This is a genomic window from Catellatospora sichuanensis, assembly GCF_007483665.1.
In the GTDB taxonomy this organism is placed as follows: domain Bacteria; phylum Actinomycetota; class Actinomycetes; order Mycobacteriales; family Micromonosporaceae; genus Catellatospora; species Catellatospora sichuanensis.
This window is the reverse complement of the sequence record NZ_ML660187.1, coordinates 12,952-31,944: the sequence shown is the minus strand read 5'-3', so window position 1 is coordinate 31,944 and position 18,993 is coordinate 12,952. Positions and strand designations below refer to the sequence as shown.

The following is an 18,993-nucleotide window of genomic DNA, read 5'->3' as shown; positions in this document are numbered from 1 at the left end:
CGCGTCCCGCCAGCGCATCGGTGCTGTTCACTCTCCGTTCGCCGTGGGTTGCCCCGCCGAATCTACGGTCCGGGCCATGCGACGTATTCTCACCTGCCTGGCGGCGGGCACCCTGGCGGCGACCGCTCTGCCCGGCGTGGCTTCGGCCGAGTCCGGGCCCGCGACCATCGGCGGCCCGCCCGAGCTGCGCACCGTCACCGCGAAGTTCGAGACCCCCGCGCTGTACGACGACGAGGCGGGCGGCGACGCGAACGCGGACGACCCGGCGATCTGGGTGAACGAGCGGGACAGGTTCCGCACCCGGGTCATCGTGACCGCGAAGAACGGCGGCCTGCGCGTCTACGACCTGCGGGGACGCCAGACACAGTCGTTCGCCACGCCGGAAGCCCCGGGTCCGGGCGACGAGCCGGGCCGCTTCAACAACGTCGACCTGGTGAGCGGCTTCCCGCTGCGCGGGCGACTCGTGGACCTGGCCGTGGTCACCGACCGCGGCCGCGACAAGCTGCGTTTCTACCGCATCGACGACGGCGTGCTGACCGACGTGACCGCGCCGGACGCGCCGTTCGCCTTCAACGCGACCCAGGAGGAGGTCAACGAGCAGGCCACCGCGTACGGGCTGGCGACGTTCCGCTCCGGTCGGGACTTCCTGGCCGTGGCGAGCCGTCGGCACACCCCGGAGCTGGGCATGTTCCGGCTGGTGGCCGAGGGCGGCAAGGTGAGTTACCGGCGCGTGGACAGGCTGGTGCTCCCGGACACGTTCCGGCTGAGCGGCGGCGGCAGCTGGACGCCGTGCCTGGAACCGGGAGAGCTGCCGCAGGTCGAGGGCATGACCGTGGACCCGGCGCTGGGTGTGCTCTACGCCGCGCAGGAGGACGTCGCGCTGTGGCGGGTCTCCGTCGCGGGCGGGCGGTTCGGCTATACGCCGCGCATGGTCGAGCGCACCCGGGAGTACGGAGTGCCGGCCGTCTACGACCCGGAGACCGAGGAGTGCACGCCCGACTGGGCGGCCGACCCGGGCGAGGGCGGGCGCATCGCCGCCGACGTCGAGGGCGTGACGATCTTCAGGACCGGCCCGTTCAGCGGCACGCTGCTGGTCTCCTCGCAGGGCGATGACACGTTCTACACGTACGACCGGCTGACGCTGCGGCCGCTGGGGCACTTCGCGGTGGTCGACGGCCGGGTCGACGGTTCGCAGGAGTGCGACGGCGCGGCGGTGGTGAACACCCCGCTGCCCGGCTTCCCGGGCGGCCTGCTGGTGGTGCACGACGGCCACGAGACCCCGGACGGCGAGCGCACCGCGACCAACGTCAAGTTCCTCGACGCCGGGTTCTTGGATCAGCACAGCTTGAACGGGCGCTGAGCGGCGAGACGGCGGTCACGAAAGGCGCCCCCGGGACATGTCCCCGGGGGCGCTTTTCGTTGTCTTCATGTGAACATTCCGCGGCAGTGCGGTTTCGCACAGTCTCTGTCCAGTGATCAGGACACGGGGTCATACTTGCCCCGACCGGTACCCCGAAGAAGAGGACTGGATCAGATCATGAGTGCTGAGCTCACCATCGGTGTGATCGGCGCCGGCCGGGTCGGCGCGGTCCTCGCCGCCGCCCTGCGGGGCGCGGGACACCGGGTAGTCGCCGCTTCCGGCGTGTCCGCCGCGGCCAAGCACCGCATCCGCACCCTGCTCCCGGGTGCACAGAATCTTCCCGCCGACGAGGTGGCCCGCGCCGCGACCGATCTGCTGATCATCGCGGTGCCCGACGACGCCCTGGCCGGCGTCGTGACCGGCCTGGCCGCCACCGGCGCGCTGCGGCCCGGGCAGGTCGTGGCGCACACCTCGGGCGCGCACGGGCTGGCCGTGCTGGCGCCGGCCGCCGCGGTCGGCGCCCGGCCGCTGGCCCTGCACCCCGCGATGACCTTCACGGGCACCGCCGCCGACCTGGCCCGGCTGCCCGGCATCTCGTACGGGATCACCGCCGCCGACGACACCGTGCGCGCGCTGGCCCAGGCGCTCGTCGCCGACCTGGCCGGCAGCCCGGAGTGGATCGCCGAGGACCGCCGCGCGCTGTATCACGCCGGCCTCGCACACGGCGCGAACCACCTGGTCACCCTCGTGAACGAGGCGGCCGACCGGCTGCGTGACGCGGGCGTGCTGAGCCCGGAGAAGGTGCTCGGCCCGCTGCTGACCGCCGCGCTGGAGAACGCGCTGCGGATGGGCGACGCGGCGATCACCGGACCGGTGTCGCGCGGCGACGCGGGCACGGTCGCCCGGCACGTGCAGGAGCTGGCCCGCACCGCCCCCGACTCGCTGCCCGCGTACGTCGCGCTGGCCCGGCGCACCGCCGACCGCGTGATCGCCAACGGGCGGCTGCGTGCGGTCGACGCCGAGCCGCTGCTGGGCGTGCTGGCCGAGCCGGCCGCCGCCGACGCCGGTCAGCTCGGTGAGGCGGCGAAGTGACCGCCGTCGTACGCACCCGCGAGGAGCTGGCGCGGGCGCGTGCCGCCGCGCACGGCTCCGTCGCCGTGGTGATGACGATGGGCGCGCTCCACGAGGGGCACGCCACCCTGCTGCGGGAGGCCCGCAAGCAGGCCGACTTCGTGCTGGCCACGATCTTCGTGAACCCGCTGCAGTTCGGCCCGAACGAGGACCTGGCCCGCTACCCGCGCACCTTCGACGCCGATCTGGCGGTCTGCGAGGCCGAGGGCGTGGACCTGGTCTTCGCACCGACCCCCGAGGTCATGTACCCGCACGGCCAGCCGGAGGTCACCGTGCACCCGGGCGCGCTGGGCGAGGTGCTGGAGGGGGCGGTCCGCCCCGGCCACTTCGCCGGGGTGCTGACCGTGGTCGGCAAGCTGCTCCGGCTCACCCGCCCGGACCTGGCGTTCTTCGGGGAGAAGGACTACCAGCAGCTCACGCTGATCACGTTGATGGTGCGCGACCTGGAACTCGGGGCCGAGATCGTCGGCGTGCCGACGGTCCGGGAGGCGGACGGGCTGGCGCTGTCCAGCCGCAACCGATACCTGAGCGGGGCCGAGCGGGAGACGGCGCTGTCCCTGTCCCGGGCGCTGCGGGCGGGCGCCGCCCGGCGGGAGCCCGCGGCGGTGCTGGCCGCCGCCCGGGCCGAGCTGGCCGGGCTGGACGTGGACTACCTGGCCCTGCGCGGGGCAGACCTGAGTGAGGACCCGGTGTCCGGCGAGGCGCGCCTGCTGGTCGCGGCCCGGGTCGGCACCACCCGCCTGATCGACAACCTGCCCGTCCACCTCGACGGGGCGACCGCGACCGAGGGAGAGTCGGCCTGATGTTCCTGCGCACCATGTTCAAGTCCAAGATCCACCGGGCCACGGTGACCCAGGCCGACCTGCACTACGTCGGCTCGGTCACCATCGACGAGGATCTGATGGACGCCGCCGACCTGCTGGCCGGCGAGCAGGTCGCGATCGTGGACATCACCAACGGGGCACGGCTGGAGACCTACGTCATCCCTGGCGAGCGCGGCACCGGCGTGATCGGCATCAACGGGGCGGCGGCACACCTGGTCCAGCCCGGCGACCTGGTCATCCTGATCTCGTACGCGCAGGCCGACGAGGCCACCGCCCGCTCGTACAGCCCGCGGGTGGTGCACGTGGACGCCGACAACCGGATCATCTCGCTCGGTGCGGACCCGGCCGAGGCCGTCCCGGGCATGGTCGGCGGCGTCGTCCGGGGCGACCTGACGCTGAGCCGTTAGGCCGATCCACGTCCTTGATCGGATTGCCTAGGCTGCCCTCGACACGAGGGAGGTCGGGCGATGCGGGGACGCCTGAAGGCCGGCACGATGCTGGCCGCACTGCTGGTGAACGTGGTACTGGCCGGTTGCGCGGCGGCGCTGCCGGCAGAGGTGGATACGGACCTCACCGACGACTGGGCGACGGTCGCCGAGGTCAAGGTGCAGGTGCCGCCGTCGGGGGTGTGTCTCGGCAAGAGCGTCGGCACGAGCGCTGGCGACGAACTCCCGTGTTCGGAGCAGCACTTCATCGAGGTGGTCCACGTGGGCGCCTTCGAAGGTGAGAAGTTGCCGTCCGCGACCCAGCTTGCCGCCGCGTACGCCGAATGCGACACCGCGTCGGCGAAGCACCTCGGCCGGCCGTGGTGGGAGGGACGCCTGGAGCTCCAGCTCACCATCCCCAAGGATCACGTGTGGGCGGGCGGCGCGCGCTGGTTCCGTTGCGACCTGTTCGAGGTCGGCGACGCGGGCACCACCGGCGGACCCACGCTGCGCAGCGGCAGCCTCAAGGACGGCTTCCCGGCCGCGCTCGTGCTCGGCTGCGTCAACGTCGCGATGAGCGAAGACGACGTGCGCTTCATGACCGATGTGGCCTGCGGGAAGAAGCACAACAGCGAGTGGGTCGGCTTCTACCGGGCGGCCGAGGGCACCGCCTACCCGACGTCGGAGCGCCAGTGGGACGTGCTGCACCAGCAGTGCCGGGTGCTCGTGGGCAAGTACCTGGGCGTCAGCACCGCGCAGGCCGACCGGTTGGGGCTCATCTCCATCCCGCGCGGGTACGAGCGGTGGAAGGCGGGTGACCGGGCGGTGCGTTGCGCCATGTGGTTCGAGACCAAGACCATGACGAAGTCCGCAAAGGGGACCAAGGGCAAGGGCGTTCCCTACTTCTAGCTGCGGTTTCGCAGCCAGATGTGATCTCGCTCTCGGCCGTTAGGCGGTTACGGTTCCGAGCATCGTCGCTTAGGCTCGCGCAGGCTCTATGACCTGGGAGGATGGGCGATGCGGGGACGCCTGACGGTCGGCACCATGCTGGCTGCACTGCTGACGAACCTGGCGCTGGCCGGTTGTGGAACCGCCCTGCCCGCCGAGGTGGACACGGAACTGACCGACGACTGGGTGAAGGTCGCCGACGTCAAGGGCTGGGTGCCCGAGGCGGGTGTGTGCCTGGGCGCGGCGCCCAAGGACACCGGCCGGTACACCGACTCCGTCGTGGACTGCGCGAAGACGCACCACGCCGAGGTCGTGCACGTCGGCGAGTTCCCGGGCCTGACGGCCGCGCCCGGCCCGAAGGACACCGCCGCGGCGTTCGCCGAGTGCGACAAGCAGTCCGCCACCTACCTGGGGCGGCCGTGGGGTGAGGCACGGCTCGAGCTGACGCTCGCCGTGCCGACCCCGTCCGCCTGGGACGGCGGCGCGCGCTGGTTCCGGTGTGACGTCACCGAGGTCTCCTCGGTGTTCGACGAGATGAACTGGGTCAAGCGCGAGGGAAGCCTGAAGGGTGCCGTGCCGGCCGCGCTGGTCGTCGGCTGCACGCACACCCAGGACAAGGGCGCCACGATCGTCAAGATGCCCGAGGTGCCCTGCACCAAGGCGCACAACAGCGAGTTCGTGGGCTTCTACCGGGCGAGCATGACCACCGCCTACCCGAAGTCGGAGCGGCAGTGGAACGTCATCCACGACAAGTGCCAGGAGCTGGCCGCGAAGTTCATCGGCGTCAGCACGGGCAGCGCGAACCGGATCGGCGTCATCTCCAGCCCGCACAACGCGGAGGCCTGGGCGAGCGGTGACCGGGTGGTCCGCTGCTCGGTCTGGTTCTACGACGGCAAGACCATGAAGAAGTCGGCCAAGGCGACCAAGGGCAAGGGCGTTCCGGGCTGGTAGAAGGCCGACAGCACCGCTGTCGCGGTCGCCTTCTGTCGGTTAGGCTCCCGGCGGACTTGGCGCCGGCGAGGAGTCGTCAGAGTTCTGCCGTCAGGCGGATCTCTGGGACGAGCCACTGGCGAGTGGGAGGGGCGACACATGGCATGGAGGCGGTCGATCGCCGCCGGTGCGGCCGTCTGCGCACTGGCGGCGCCGTTGGCGCTGGCAGGCTGTTCCACACCGGTGTCCGGGGTGGACGGCAAGCTCGCCGACGACTGGGCAGGCCTGCCCGCGGTGCAGATGTTCACCCCCGGCGCCGAGGTCTGCCATGAGAAGGCGTACGAGCAGACCGGCCGTGCCACCGCGTACCGGCCGGTCGACTGCGAGTCCGAGCACTACGGCGAGACGGTCTACGTCGGCACGCTGACCGGCCCCGTCGCCGAGCGGGCCGCCCCGCCGGAGGCGGACGACGCGCTGCTCGCAGGCGCGTTCGCCGAGTGCGACGAGCGCTCCACCGCGTTCGTCGGCCGGCAGTGGCGCGACGGCCGCCTGACCCTCGACCTGACGCTGCCCTCGGCCGCGGCCTGGCAGGGCGGCGCCCGGTGGTACCGCTGCGAGCTCAACGAGCTGACCACGGTCACCGACAAGGCCGACTGGGTGCACCGCAGCGGCAGCCTGCGCGGCGCGCTGCCGCCGGGACTGCTGCTCACCTGCTTCGCCGAGAGCGGCAAGAACGGCTCGGTGGACACCATGCCGGAGACCGACTGCGCCAAGTCCCACAACGCCGAGTACGTCGGCACGTTCACGGCCGCGGCCACCCGCAAGTACCCGGTCAGCAAGGCGGACTGGGACTACTTCCACAGCAACTGCCGCAAGGCGATGGCCGCGTTCATCGGGGTCAGCGTGAGCGCCACCAGCAAGTACGGCGTTATCTCGTGGCCGTACAGCAAGGCCACCTGGGCCGGCGGCGACCGCGGCGTGCGCTGCTACCTGTGGCTGGAGACGAAGAAGATGACGGGTTCGGCCAAAGGCACCGCGGGCAAGGGCATCCCGAGCTGATCCGCCGACCCGACCGGGCGTCGACATGCGGTGGCGGGCATGAAATATGCTCCCCATTCATGTTCGGCAAGGCTTTGGGGAGGCACTGATGCGTGAGGTGATCGGCCGTAGGGTCGCAGGGGTCGTGCTGGTCGCGGCAGCCCTGCTGGCCACGTCGGCCTGCGGGGGACAGCTGCCGCCGGGGGCGGACGGCGACCTCACGAACCAGTGGGCGGCCGTGGCCGAGCCCAAGAGCTGGCGGCCGGACGAGGCCATGTGCGCGGACTCCTTCCGCGACGTCAGCTACCGCTCGTCGTACAAGCCGATCGGATGTGACCAGAGCCACACGTACGAGACGGTCGCCGTGGCGGACTTCACCGGCGAGGCGGCCTCGCGCACCACGCCGCCCTCGGAGGGCTCGCCCGACATGCGCGCCGCCTGGGCGGACTGCAACACGAAGGTCAACACCTACGTCGGCGGCGACTGGCGCAACGGCGCGTTCTGGTTCGGCGTCTCGCTGCCGTCGCAGGCCGGCTGGGACGGTGGCGCGCGCTGGTACCGCTGCGAGCTGACCGCGCTGGACGGCCAGTACGGCGACCCGGTGTCGCGTACCGCCCCGCTCAAGGGCGGGCTCGCCAGCCTGAAGTTCGGCTGCTTCCAGTACGGCTCGCAGCTGGTGGCGATCTCCTGCACCAAGGGCCACAACGCGGAGTTCGTGGGCGTGTGGAACGCCGGCAGCACCGCTTTCAGCAGCCTGAAGGGCATGAACACCAAGATCGCCAAGGCGTGCCGCGGCATCATCGCCAGCTACGTGAAGGTGCCCAACGACGGCAACATCAACTACCGCACCGGTGTGGTCTGGAACTGGCCGTCTCAGGCCGACTGGGAGGCCGGCGACCACGGTGTGCGCTGCCACCTGTGGCTGAGCAAGAAGAAGGTCACCAAGTCCCTGCGCGGTGCCGGCACCAAGGGTCTGCCGATCAACTACGCGTGACGTCCCACGCCGTCCCCCGGCCGCGCGCCGGGGGACGGTGAGGGGTGTCACGTGGGCCCGGGGGTGAACGCCGGGCCTCGGCGCGGTTGACTGTGCTGGTGCGCAAGGCGTTGACAGTCCCGGTTGATCTACCGGTGTTGCCCCGGGCGTTGCCCGCGCGGCCCGCGAGCTGGTTCGAACCGACCGACGTGGTCGTGATCGGGTCCGGCATCGCCGGCCTGACCGCGGCGCTGCACCTGCGTGAGGCAGGCCTGCACGTCACCGTGGTCACCAAGGTCAACATTGATGACGGCTCCACCCGCTGGGCGCAGGGCGGCATCGCGGCCGTGCTCGACCCGCTGGACACCCCCGCCGCCCACGCCCGCGACACGCTGGTCGCGGGCGTCGGCCTGTGCGACCCGGCCGCGGTGGACGTGCTGGTCACCGAAGGCCCCACCCGGGTCCGCGAGCTGATCAAGATGGGCGCGGAGTTCGACCGCCACCCGGACGGCTCCCTGATGCTCACCCGCGAGGGCGGCCACCACGCCAACCGCATCGTGCACGCGGGCGGTGACGCGACCGGCGCCGAGGTGCAGCGGGCGCTGCACGCCGCGGTGCGCCGCGACCCGTGGATCCGCCTGGTGGAGCACGCGCTGGTGCTCGACCTGCTGCGCGACACCCGCGGCCGGGCCTGCGGGGTGACCCTGCACGTGCTCGGCGAGGGCACCGAGGACGGGGTCGGGGCCGTGCTGGCCCGTGCCGTGGTGCTGGCCACCGGCGGCCTCGGCCAGATCTTCGCGGCCACCACCAACCCGATCGTGTCCACCGGCGACGGCGTCGCGCTGGCGCTGCGGGCCGGCGCGGACGTCACCGACCTCGAGTTCGTGCAGTTCCATCCGACGTCGCTCTACCTGCCGAACAACCGCACCGCGCAGCAGCCGCTGGTCAGCGAGGCGCTGCGGGGCGAGGGCGCGTACCTGGTCGACGGGGACGGCAAGCGCTTCATGGTCGGGCAGCACGAGCTGGCCGAGCTCGCGCCCCGCGACGTGGTCGCCAAGGGCATCCACCGGCAGATGCTGGCCGCGGGCACCGACCACGTCTATCTGGACGCCCGGCACGTGCCCGACCTGGCCCACCGCTTCCCGACGATCACGGCGTACTGCCTGGCCGCCGGGGTTGACCCCACCGTGGACCTGATCCCGGTCGCCCCGGCCGCGCACTACGCGTCCGGCGGGGTCCGCACCGACCTGGACGGCCGCACCAGCATCCCCGGCCTGTACGCCTGCGGCGAAGTGGCCTGCACCGGCGTGCACGGCGCCAACCGGCTGGCCTCGAACTCACTGCTGGAAGGGCTGGTCTTCGCCCGCCGCATCGCCGCCGACATCACCCGCGACCTGCCCCCGCAGGCCGACCCGGTGCTCGACGGCCCCGACCGCCCGGACCTGCCCCGGAGCTTCCCGCCGGACCAGCCTGCGGACCCTGCCGCCGAGGGCGGCGCGGTCGGCGTGTCCGAGCAGGTCGGCGGACCGCTCGCCCAGTCCGGCGACGCCGCGTCCACCGCCGGAACCGCGGCGGCCGGTGGTCTGGCGTGGACGCCGCAGGGCCTCGTGGCCGCGGCCGAGGTGCCGGCGGTGGACCTGGCCGCGCGGCGACGCGAGCTGCAGCGGGCGATGACCCGCGGGGCGGGCGTGCTGCGCAGTGCGCAGACGCTGGCCGAGACGGCCCGGGTGCTGCGCGAGGTCGGCACGCCGCCGCTACCCGGGCGCACCGCGGGCTGGGAGTTCGCGAACCTGCTCACCGTGGCGAGCGCGCTGGTCGCGTCGGCTGCCCTGCGTGCCGAGACGCGCGGGTGCCACTGGCGCGAGGATCATGCAGAGGCGGACGACGGCTGGCGGGGGCACCTGTTCCCCGGGCTGGCCGCGGACGGCACGACGAATTCGACGTGGGAGGCGATGGCGTGAGGGACACGACGCAGGCGCAGCTGCTCAAGGCAGGGCTCGACCCGGACGAGGTGCAGCGCATCGTGGCCAACGCACTGCGTGAGGACCTGGGGCCGGACCGGCTCGACGTGACCAGCGTGGCGACCATCCCCGAGACCCAGGTCGACACCGCGGACCTGATCGCCCGGGAGGCCGGCGTGGTCGCCGGGCTGGCCGTGGCGGAGCTGGTGTTCGAGCTGGCCGGGCCGGGCGCCGAGGTCACCGTGCACGCGCACGACGGTGACACGGTGGCACGCGGCGACGTGCTGGCCACGATCACCGGGCCGACCCGCACCCTGCTGTCGGCCGAGCGCACCGCGCTCAACCTGCTCTGCCGCATGTCCGGCGTGGCCACCCACACCCGCCGCTGGGTGGAGCAGCTCGCCGGCACCAAGGCGCTGGTGCTGGACACCCGCAAGACCACCCCCGGCCTGCGGCCGCTGGAGAAGTACGCGGTCCGCGCGGCGGGCGGCACCAACAAGCGCATGGGCCTGTACGACGTGGCCATGATCAAGGACAACCACAAGCTCGCGGCGGGCTCCATCACCGCGGCGTACGACCTGGTCCGGGCGAATTTCCCCGACGTGCCGGTGCAGGTCGAGGTGACCACGCTGGCCGAGGCGCAGGAGGCGGTGACCGCCGGGGCGACGTTCCTGCTCTGCGACAACATGTCCCCGCAGCTGCTGCGCGAGGTCGTGACGGCCGTCGGCGACCGGGCCGAGCTGGAGGCCACCGGCGGGTTGACGCTGCAGGTCGCCGCCGAGTACGCGGCCACCGGCGTCGACTACCTCTCGGTGGGGGCGCTGACCCACTCGTCGCCTATCGTGGACATCGCTTTGGACCTCCGAGCGCGGAAGTAGACGTCGGGTGCTGCTCTGTATCGACATCGGTAACACCAACACGGTGCTCGCCACCTTCGAGGGCGACAAGATCGTGCACTCGTGGCGGGTGAAGACGGATGCCCGCAACACCGCCGACGAGCTCGGTCTGATGTTCCGCGGCCTGCTGGCCGGGGACAACGTCGAGATCACCGGAGTCGCGGCCTGCTCGACCGTGCCCGCGGCGCTGCGCTCGCTGCGCACCATGCTTGGCCGCTACTACGCCGGGCTGCCCGCGGTCGTGGTGGAGCCGGGCGTGAAGACGGGTGTGCAGCTGGCCATCGACAACCCGAAGGAGGTGGGCGCCGACCGCGTGGTCAACACGCTGGCGGCGCACACCCTCTACGGCGGGCCGGCCATCGTGGTCGACTTCGGCACCACCACCAACTTCGACGTGATCAGCGCCCGGGGCGAGTTCCTGGGCGGCGCGTTCGCCCCGGGCATCGAGATCTCCTTCGACGCGCTCGCGGCCCGTGCCGCCCAGCTGCGCAAGGTGGAGCCGGCCCAGCCCCGCTCGGTGATCGGCAAGAACACCGTCGAGTGCCTACAGGCCGGTATGTACTTCGGCTTCGCCGGCCAGGTCGACCGCATCGTCGAGCGCATGATCGAGGAGCTGGGCGGGGTGACCGCGGTCATCGCCACGGGCGGCCTCGCGCCGGTGGTGATGGGCGAGTGCCGCACCATCACCCATCACGAGCCGATGATCACCCTGATCGGCCTGCGCATGGTGTACGAGCGCAACGTCAGCGCCTGACCGCCCGCAGCACCTTCGTGACGTAGGGCAGCGCGAAGCTCTCCCGCCCGGCCAGGTCGGGATGGGTCGCGCACAACTCGAGGACCGCCTCGCGCAGCCGCTGCCGATCGTCCTCGGGCGCGACGAGATACCAGGAACGGGTGGCGATGAGGTCCAGCAGGCCCTGCGGGGTCTGCGTGACGCTGTGCCGGAATTCGGCCTGCTCGAATGGGGCGAACAACTCGCCGAACTCGGCGTTCTCGGGCCGGTGGAAGAGGGCCGACCTGATGATCACGTCGAGCTGCCGGACCCAGTCGACGCTCACGTCGCGGTCGTTGCGCATCGGCGCGAACACCCCGCCGGGGCGCAGCACCCGGATGATCTCCGGGTGGGCACGCTCCTTGTCGAACCAGTGGTACGCGGTGCCCACGACGACGGCGTCGGCATATCCGTCGGGCAGCGGGATCGACTCCGCGGAGCCCGCCAGGGCGACGGTCCCGGGGGTCGCCGCGTCGAGCGCGGCGCGCATACCGGGGTCGGGTTCCACCGCGACGACCTCGAAGCCCGCGGCCAGCGCCACTCGGGTGAGCTGGCCGGTGCCCGCGCCCAGGTCGACCACGCGGCCGGGTGCGGTGCCGATCGCCCAGGTCAGCGCGTCGGTCGGATAGCTCGGGCGCGACTGCTGGTATGTCTGCGCCGCCGCGCCGAAAGAGAGCCGGTGTTCTTCGATGGGTTCCATGCGGGCGCCTCCCGGGTGTGTTGCCATAACGCCGGGCCCACCCTAGTGCAGTCCGCCGTGGCCGCATTCGCCCACAGTCCGGCGATCGACGGACAGGCTCAGTCCGGGCCCGGTGGAAACGCCGCCGCCCGGTGCCGTTAATCGAACCCGCGCGGTGGATCGATCGCGTCGGTGCGCGGCCGTCCGACGGCCGCGCATTCGCCGATCCTAAAGACCGATCGGCGCGCAGGGTCATCGCGTCGTCGCAGAGCGCGAATGGCAGGGTCCGGGCGACGGCGGGTGCCCGCGCGACTGCGCTGTGCGAGGACGCCGTTGCGGCGGTATGCCGTGCGTCGGGGTCGCAGGAACCGGTATCCACCGTGCCCTCGACGTTTCGTCAAATGGCGCTGAGAATCCGTTTTCCCTTGTCAGAGGATAATCGACCCCGCGGCTGTCCGACTTTGCGCCGCGCCCGGCGAAGCTATGCCGAATAATGGGTCACGCCGGAATTGATCCGCTGTCAATGAGTGGCTATCCTGGCGAGCGCTCTCCCTATGAATTCATGGCACGCCCTTGACTGGCGGGGAGGATCCGGGGCGGCGAGAAAGGATGACCGTATGGCCAGGCGCGAGATAGTGGTGTTGGCGGACGACCTCGATGGTTCCGAGGGTGACGTCCGCAGTGTGAGGTTTGGATTCGAGGGCGCCAATTACGAGATCGATCTCGGACCGGCGAACCACGACAAGTTGGCGCTGGCGCTGGCGCCGTTCCTGGCCGCCGCGCGCAAGGAGAGCGGTCGTCGTGGACCTGTCGCCGCCCCCAAGGCGAAGGCGCCGACCGCGGCTGAGCAGCGTGCCTTCAACCAGCGGGTGCGCGAGTGGGCCAAGGGCCAGGGTAAAGACGTCAACGACCGCGGTCGGGTGCCGGCAAAGGTGATCGAGGCGTACTACGCCGCCGGCCTGCGCTAGCATTGGCGGGGTTTGGGGGCATTAGCCTGATTGGCGGTACGACGCGAAGGTTGTGTACTTCCTTCACGTCGTACCGTTTTTCATGTCCGCCGCCCCGCGCCGGGCGAGCCGACCAGGATGTGGACACAGATATTTCGCTGTGCGCGTAGCGGTCCTGGATGCGGAACAGCCGCGGGCGAGGCAAGGTTGGCTCTGATGCCAGCCACGTCGGCGGTTTGCTGGGGCAGTTGCCCTGTTTCCTCCGCTTTCAAGTCGACGGTAAGCGACCTGATGGTTACCCAACGGTGACCAGACGAGCGTTTCCGGCGGGCCGACATGGTCGGGGTCTGGCGTTAGAGTGAGTGAAACAGCTTCGCCGCCGCGGTCTCCGGCAGGAGTTCGAGGAACTGAGGCGTAGGTGAGGAGCGGGAATGTTCGAGCGGTTCACCGACCGGGCGCGTCGGGTGGTCGTCCTGGCCCAAGAAGAGGCCAGGATGCTCAACCACAACTACATCGGCACGGAGCACATCCTGCTCGGCCTCATCCACGAGGGTGAGGGCGTCGCGGCGAAGGCGCTGGAAAGTCTCGGCATCTCGCTGGAGGGCGTGCGCCAGCAGGTAGAGGAGATCATCGGCCAGGGCCAGCAGGCGCCGAGCGGGCACATCCCGTTCACGCCGCGGGCCAAGAAGGTGCTGGAGCTGTCCCTGCGCGAAGCGCTGCAGCTCGGCCACAACTACATCGGCACCGAGCACATCCTGCTCGGTCTGATCCGCGAGGGCGAAGGCGTCGCGGCCCAGGTGCTGGTGAAGCTCGGCGCCGACCTCAACCGGGTGCGCCAGCAGGTCATCCAGCTCCTCTCGGGCTACCAGGGGGGCAAGGAGCCGGCCGCGGCCGGCGCCGCCACGGGTGAGGCCGCCCCGTCCACCAGCCTCGTGCTGGACCAGTTCGGTCGCAACCTGACCCAGTCGGCACGGGAGGGCAAGCTCGACCCCGTGATCGGCCGGGAGAAGGAGATCGAGCGGGTCATGCAGGTGCTGTCCCGCCGCACCAAGAACAACCCGGTGCTGATCGGTGAGCCCGGCGTCGGCAAGACCACCGTGGTGGAGGGCCTGGCCCAGAAGATCGTCAAGGGCGAGGTGCCCGAGACGCTGAAGGACAAGCAGCTCTACACGCTGGACCTCGGCGCTCTGGTGGCCGGTTCGCGCTACCGCGGTGACTTCGAGGAGCGCCTGAAGAAGGTGCTCAAGGAGATCCGCACCCGCGGCGACATCATCCTGTTCATCGACGAGATCCACACCCTGGTCGGCGCGGGCGCCGCCGAGGGCGCGATCGACGCCGCCAGCATCCTCAAGCCGATGCTGGCCCGCGGCGAGCTGCAGACCATCGGCGCCACCACGCTCGACGAGTACCGCAAGCACCTGGAGAAGGACGCGGCGCTGGAGCGGCGCTTCCAGCCGATCCAGGTCGGCGAGCCCTCGGTGGCGCACACCATCGAGATGCTCAAGGGCCTGCGTGACCGCTACGAGGCGCACCACCGGGTGACCATCACCGACGCGGCCCTGGTCGCGGCGGCCAACCTGGCCGACCGGTACATCTCCGACCGCTTCCTGCCGGACAAGGCGATCGACCTGATCGACGAGGCCGGCGCCCGGATGCGCATCCGCCGCATGACCGCGCCGCCGGACCTGCGCGACTTCGACGAGAAGATCGCCCAGGTGCGCCGCGACAAGGAGTCCGCGATCGACGCGCAGGACTTCGAGCGGGCCGCGCAGCTGCGCGACAAGGAGAAGCAGCTCCTGGGCCAGAAGGGCGAGCGGGAGAAGCAGTGGAAGGCCGGTGACCTGGACGTCGTCAGCGAGGTGGACGACGAGCAGATCGCCGAGGTGCTGGCCAACTGGACCGGCATCCCGGTGTACAAGCTGACCGAGGAGGAGACCTCCCGCCTGCTGCGCATGGAGGACGAGCTGCACAAGCGCGTCGTCGGCCAGTCGGACGCGGTCAAGGCCGTCTCCAAGGCGATCCGCCGTACCCGGGCCGGCCTCAAGGACCCGAAGCGCCCGTCCGGCTCGTTCATCTTCGCCGGCCCCTCGGGTGTCGGTAAGACGGAGCTGTCCAAGACGCTCGCCGAGTTCCTGTTCGGCAGCGAGGACGCGCTGATCCAGCTGGACATGTCCGAGTTCCACGACCGCTACACGGTGTCCCGCCTGGTCGGCGCCCCGCCCGGATACGTCGGCTACGACGAGGGCGGCCAGCTGACCGAGAAGGTGCGCCGCCGGCCGTTCTCGGTGGTCCTCTTCGACGAGATCGAGAAGGCCCACCCGGACGTCTTCAACACGCTGCTGCAGATCCTGGAGGACGGTCGCCTGACCGACGGCCAGGGCCGCATCGTGGACTTCAAGAACACGGTGATCATCCTGACCACCAACCTGGGCACCCGCGACGTGGCCAAGGCCGTGTCGCTGGGCTTCCAGAAGTCCGAGGACGCGGAGTCGAACTACGAGCGGATGAAGCAGAAGGTCAACGACGAGCTGAAGCAGCACTTCCGCCCGGAGTTCCTGAACCGCATCGACGACACCATCGTCTTCCACCAGCTCGGCGAGGTGGAGATTCTCTCGATCGTGGACATCATGATCAAGCGGATCGAGACCCAGCTGCGCAACAAGGACATGGGCCTGGAACTGACCGACTCCGCCAAGAAGTACCTGGCGAAGAAGGGTTACGACCCGGTCCTGGGTGCCCGGCCGCTGCGCCGGACCATCCAGCGCGAGCTGGAGGACACGCTCAGCGAGCGGATCCTGTTCCAGGAGCTCAAGCCCGGCCAGCACGTGCTGGTCGACTGCGAGGGCGACCCGGAGCAGATCGAGACCTCGAAGCTGACCTTCACGGCATCGCAGAAGGCGGCCGCTCCGGAGGCCCCTGAGGCCCCCGCCGAGCCGGTCGGCAGCGACGCCGCCGCGTAACGAGGACGCACAGCCGAAAGGGGCACCGCGTGAGCGGTGCCCCTTTCGTTTGCCCGACCGGGTGCGCCGGATCGGTCAGCCGACGTAGTCCTCGAGCAGGGCCGGAGTCAGGCCGGACCGGTGAATCGCGTTCAGGGCGCCCAGCAGGTCGTCCATCAGGGCGGGGCGGAAGTGCATCAGCAGCACGTCGCCGGGCTTCACCACCTTCTCCGACGTCTGGTAGCGCACGATGCCCTTGTCGACCGTCTGGGTCCAGAAGAACACCGCCTGTGCGCCGCAGTCGTGCGCGGCCTTCAACGTGGTGGCGTCCTTGTTGCCGAACGGTGCCCGGAACAGGGTCGGCCGGCGGCCGAACAGCTGCTCCAGCTTGTCCGCCGAGCCGCAGATCTCCTTCTTCTGGAAGTCGTAGGACCTGCCCTTCAGCGAGGTGTGGCTGATGGTGTGGTTCTCCACCATGCCGCCCGCCTCCTGGATCGCCTTGAAGTACGGCGTGTGCCTGGTGGCCGCCGGGGAGTTGAGGAACATCGTCACCGGGATCTTCGCCTGCCGGATGAACTCGATGACCTCCGGCTTACGCGACAGCGCACCGTCGTCGATGGTGATGAAGGCGACCTTGTTCGTGGTCGGCACCCGTGACCAGTGCACGGCCGACGCGCTCTCCGGCAGCCGCACCCGCTGCGGAGCCGGGGCCTGCGGGAACTCGGGCACCCGGCTCAGATACCACTGCAGGCTCTTGAACGCCGCGGGGGTGGGCTGCACCGAGGGGCTCGGCGAGGCGCTGGGCGCGGCCGAGGCGCTCGGGCTGGGGGTCGGGCTGGCAGCAGGGCCGGCGTGGCTCGCGTCCGGGCCGGCGCTCTTGCACGCGGCAGGCGCGAGGAAAGCGGTCAGCAGGAACACGGCAATGGCGCGGCGTAGGGGGGTGGAAGCCACGCCCGGACTCTATCCAGGCCGGGTGAATCCGCAATACCACGGAAAGTTCGCGACGAAGTCAGATATCGGCGGGGACACGCCCGGGCAGGCCGAAACGTTGCCCGCGGGGCACCACCAGCCCGTCGGCCAGCAGGCTGTCCAGGGCCCGCTCCCGCTGCACCGGATCCGGCCACACCACGTCCAGCGACGGCTTGTCCACCGGGCCCGACGCGTGCCGCAGCACGGCCAACAGCAACCCGCGCACCTGGCGGTCGGTGCCCGCGTAGCGCTGCGGCTTGCGCGACGGACCCGCCGGCAGCGCCGCGCCCGAGCGCCGCCACGCGCACCGATCCCGCAGCGGGCAGGCCTCGCACCGGGGCGTACGCGCCGTGCACAGCACCGCGCCCAGTTCCATGAGCGCCGCACTGGCCCGCGCCGCCGCCGACTCGGCCTGCGGCAGCAGCGACTCGACCAGCGTCAGGTCCGCCGGGGTGGTGGCCGCACCGGCGTCGGGCAGGCCGTGCACGGCCCGCGCCGCGACCCGGCGCACGTTGGTGTCCACCACCGGATGGCGCTGCCCGTACGCGAACGCCAGCACCGCCCGCGCCGTGTAGTCCCCGACGCCCGGCAGCGCCAGCATCTGGTCCAGCCGCCGCGGCACCTCGCCACCGTGCCGCTCCACGAGCGCCGTGGCGCACGCGTGCAGCCGCATCGCCCGCCGGGGGTAGCCCAGCCGCCCCCAGGCCCGAATCGCCTCACCGGAGTCCTCCGCGGCGAGATCCGCCGGCGCGGGCCAGCGGGCCACCCACTCCCGCCACACCGGCAGCACCCGCACGACGGGCGTCTGCTGGAGCATGAACTCGCTGATCAGCACCGGCCAGGCACCGATCTCCGGCTGCCTCCACGGCAGGTCACGTGCGTTGTTGTCATACCACGCAGTGGTCAGCGAGGCGAGTTCGGACATGCGCTCCACCCTACTGGTGCACAATGCCCGCAGAAGCGAGCGAGTCACGCGGTCGGTTGCCCATGCCGGCGACCAGCGCAGCGAGGAGAAGGCATGACTGACGTGCACGGGGCCGAACTGGCCGTCACCGTGATCGGACCGGACCGCACCGGGATCGTCGCCGACGTCGCCGGGGCGCTGGCCCTGCTCGGGGCCAACCTCACCGACTCCACGATGACCCGGCTGCGCGGCCACTTCGCGATGACCCTGATCTGCACCGCACCGGCCAGTGCCACCGAGGTCGAAGCGGCCCTGCTGCCGCTGTCCGCGGACGGCCAGCTGCTGGTGACGGTACGCGACGTCGGCCCGGACGAGTCCGCGCACAACGGCGGCCTGCCGTATCTGCTCAGCGTGCACGGCGCCGACCGGCTCGGCATCGTCGCGGCGGTTACCCGGGTCGTCGCCGACGCCGGCGGCAACATCACGGACCTGTCCACCCGCCTGGTCGGCCCGCTGTACCTGCTCGTCGCCGAGGTCGACCTGCCCGAAGGCGTGCCCGGCGAGCTGGCCGAGCGCCTCGCGCAGGTCGCCGACGAGCTGGGCATCGAGGTCAACCTGCGGCCTGCCGGGGCGGACGTCTTATGAGCGGGCGGCGTACGCGCACACCGGGTGGCGAGGAGACGGCGTGAACATCGAAGGCTGGGACATCACCGCGCTCGGCGCAGGCCGGGTGCTGCCCGTCGTCACCGCGCCGGAACCGGTGCTGAGCCGGGTCGGCGAGGCCGTGGATCCGACCGACCCGCAGGTGGTGGCGCTTGCCGCCGACCTGGTCGCGACCATGGCCGTGTCGCCCGGCTGCGTCGGCCTCGCCGCCCCGCAGGTCGGCGTCGGCATGCAGCTGTTCGCCGTGGACGTCACCAACCACCCCAAGGCGGCCACCGTGCACGGCGCGTTCGTGCTCGCCAACGCCGTGATCGTGGAGGCCAGCCGGTGGCGGCCGGGACGGGAGGGCTGCATGTCCGTGCCCGACCTCACCGGCGACGTCAAACGCGCCGGGCGCATCGTGGTCACCGGCGAACTGCCTGGCAGCGGCCGGAAGGTGACGATCACCACCGATGCCTTCGAAGCCCGCGCGCTGCAGCACGAGATCGACCACTGCAACGGACTGCTCTTTTTGGACAAGGTGAGCGGAGCGCACGCGATCTATCAGCGGAAAGTCTATCTGTGACGGGGAGTTCGCCCGCTGAGCGTGTCGCGTCGTGCGTGTCGTGATCGTGGGCGCTAGCGTGAGCACATC

General features: G+C 71.2%; 18 protein-coding genes. 15 read left to right on the top strand and 3 right to left on the bottom strand.

All coding sequences use genetic code 11. The features are described 5' to 3' along the window. The first annotated feature begins 76 nt into the window (after positions 1-76). The 11 genes from FLL47_RS07390 (at position 77) to FLL47_RS07340 (ending at position 11,240) form a co-directional block, all read left to right on the top strand. The gene (locus FLL47_RS07390) at positions 77-1,360 is read left to right on the top strand and encodes a phytase (RefSeq protein WP_144119711.1); all 1,284 of its coding nucleotides are present in this window, start codon (positions 77-79) and stop codon (positions 1,358-1,360) included. A 177-nt stretch (positions 1,361-1,537) separates the two neighbouring features. Beyond that, positions 1,538-2,452 (top strand): Rossmann-like and DUF2520 domain-containing protein, encoded by a 915-nt coding sequence (locus FLL47_RS07385; RefSeq protein WP_144119710.1) that lies wholly within the window; start codon positions 1,538-1,540, stop codon positions 2,450-2,452. After that, positions 2,449-3,294 (top strand): pantoate--beta-alanine ligase, encoded by an 846-nt coding sequence (gene panC, locus FLL47_RS07380; protein WP_144119709.1) that lies wholly within the window; start codon positions 2,449-2,451, stop codon positions 3,292-3,294. Before FLL47_RS07385 ends, panC begins: the two co-directional genes overlap by 4 nt. Beyond that, on the top strand, positions 3,294-3,722 hold the full coding sequence (gene panD, locus FLL47_RS07375; protein WP_144119708.1) for an aspartate 1-decarboxylase: 429 nt from the start codon (positions 3,294-3,296) through the stop codon (positions 3,720-3,722). Before panC ends, panD begins: the two co-directional genes overlap by 1 nt. Before the next feature lie 60 nt (positions 3,723-3,782). Continuing rightward, complete coding sequence (locus tag FLL47_RS07370; protein WP_144119707.1) at positions 3,783-4,649, top strand: septum formation family protein; 867 nt, start codon at positions 3,783-3,785, stop codon at positions 4,647-4,649. Between the two features lie 108 nt (positions 4,650-4,757). Beyond that, complete coding sequence (locus FLL47_RS07365; protein ID WP_144119706.1) at positions 4,758-5,639, top strand: septum formation family protein; 882 nt, start codon at positions 4,758-4,760, stop codon at positions 5,637-5,639. 138 nt (positions 5,640-5,777) lie between these two features. Continuing rightward, positions 5,778-6,677 carry a septum formation family protein gene (locus tag FLL47_RS07360; protein ID WP_144119705.1) on the top strand — a complete coding sequence of 300 codons (900 nt, stop codon included), beginning with the start codon at positions 5,778-5,780 and terminating at the stop codon, positions 6,675-6,677. 88 nt (positions 6,678-6,765) lie between these two features. Continuing rightward, on the top strand, positions 6,766-7,650 hold the full coding sequence (locus FLL47_RS07355; RefSeq protein WP_186315603.1) for a septum formation family protein: 885 nt from the start codon (positions 6,766-6,768) through the stop codon (positions 7,648-7,650). A 110-nt stretch (positions 7,651-7,760) separates the two neighbouring features. Beyond that, positions 7,761-9,590 (top strand): L-aspartate oxidase, encoded by a 1,830-nt coding sequence (locus FLL47_RS07350; protein WP_246157667.1) that lies wholly within the window; start codon positions 7,761-7,763, stop codon positions 9,588-9,590. After that, positions 9,587-10,468, top strand: coding sequence for a carboxylating nicotinate-nucleotide diphosphorylase (nadC, locus tag FLL47_RS07345; RefSeq protein ID WP_144119702.1), 882 nt, complete (start codon positions 9,587-9,589; stop codon positions 10,466-10,468). Before FLL47_RS07350 ends, nadC begins: the two co-directional genes overlap by 4 nt. Before the next feature lie 7 nt (positions 10,469-10,475). Further along, a complete protein-coding gene (locus FLL47_RS07340) occupies positions 10,476-11,240 on the top strand; it encodes a type III pantothenate kinase (protein WP_144119701.1) in 765 nt (254 codons plus the stop codon). Here FLL47_RS07340 and FLL47_RS07335 read toward each other — a convergent pair. Further along, the gene (locus FLL47_RS07335) at positions 11,230-11,958 is read right to left on the bottom strand and encodes a class I SAM-dependent methyltransferase (RefSeq protein ID WP_144119700.1); all 729 of its coding nucleotides are present in this window, start codon (positions 11,956-11,958) and stop codon (positions 11,230-11,232) included. The genes FLL47_RS07340 and FLL47_RS07335 overlap by 11 nt on opposite strands. 596 nt (positions 11,959-12,554) lie before the next feature. On the opposite strand from FLL47_RS07335, the gene FLL47_RS07330 reads away from it, so the two are divergent. Both FLL47_RS07330 and FLL47_RS07325 read left to right on the top strand, forming a co-directional pair. Then, on the top strand, positions 12,555-12,905 hold the full coding sequence (locus tag FLL47_RS07330) for a histone-like nucleoid-structuring protein Lsr2 (protein WP_144119699.1): 351 nt from the start codon (positions 12,555-12,557) through the stop codon (positions 12,903-12,905). Between the two features lie 410 nt (positions 12,906-13,315). Continuing rightward, the gene (locus tag FLL47_RS07325; RefSeq protein ID WP_144119698.1) at positions 13,316-15,844 is read left to right on the top strand and encodes an ATP-dependent Clp protease ATP-binding subunit; all 2,529 of its coding nucleotides are present in this window, start codon (positions 13,316-13,318) and stop codon (positions 15,842-15,844) included. A gap of 75 nt (positions 15,845-15,919) precedes the next feature. On the opposite strand, the gene FLL47_RS07320 is transcribed toward FLL47_RS07325, so the two are convergent. Then, positions 15,920-16,774, bottom strand: a complete 855-nt coding sequence (locus FLL47_RS07320) for a polysaccharide deacetylase family protein (protein WP_144119697.1) — start codon at positions 16,772-16,774, stop codon at positions 15,920-15,922. 58 nt (positions 16,775-16,832) lie between these two features. Beyond that, positions 16,833-17,717, bottom strand: a complete 885-nt coding sequence (locus FLL47_RS07315) for an HhH-GPD family protein (protein WP_144119696.1) — start codon at positions 17,715-17,717, stop codon at positions 16,833-16,835. A 93-nt stretch (positions 17,718-17,810) separates the two neighbouring features. On the opposite strand from FLL47_RS07315, the gene FLL47_RS07310 reads away from it, so the two are divergent. Both FLL47_RS07310 and FLL47_RS07305 read left to right on the top strand, forming a co-directional pair. Continuing rightward, on the top strand, positions 17,811-18,341 hold the full coding sequence (locus FLL47_RS07310; RefSeq protein WP_144119695.1) for a glycine cleavage system transcriptional repressor: 531 nt from the start codon (positions 17,811-17,813) through the stop codon (positions 18,339-18,341). A gap of 40 nt (positions 18,342-18,381) precedes the next feature. After that, a complete protein-coding gene (locus FLL47_RS07305; protein ID WP_144119694.1) occupies positions 18,382-18,924 on the top strand; it encodes a peptide deformylase in 543 nt (180 codons plus the stop codon). Positions 18,925-18,993: the final 69 nt, after the last annotated feature.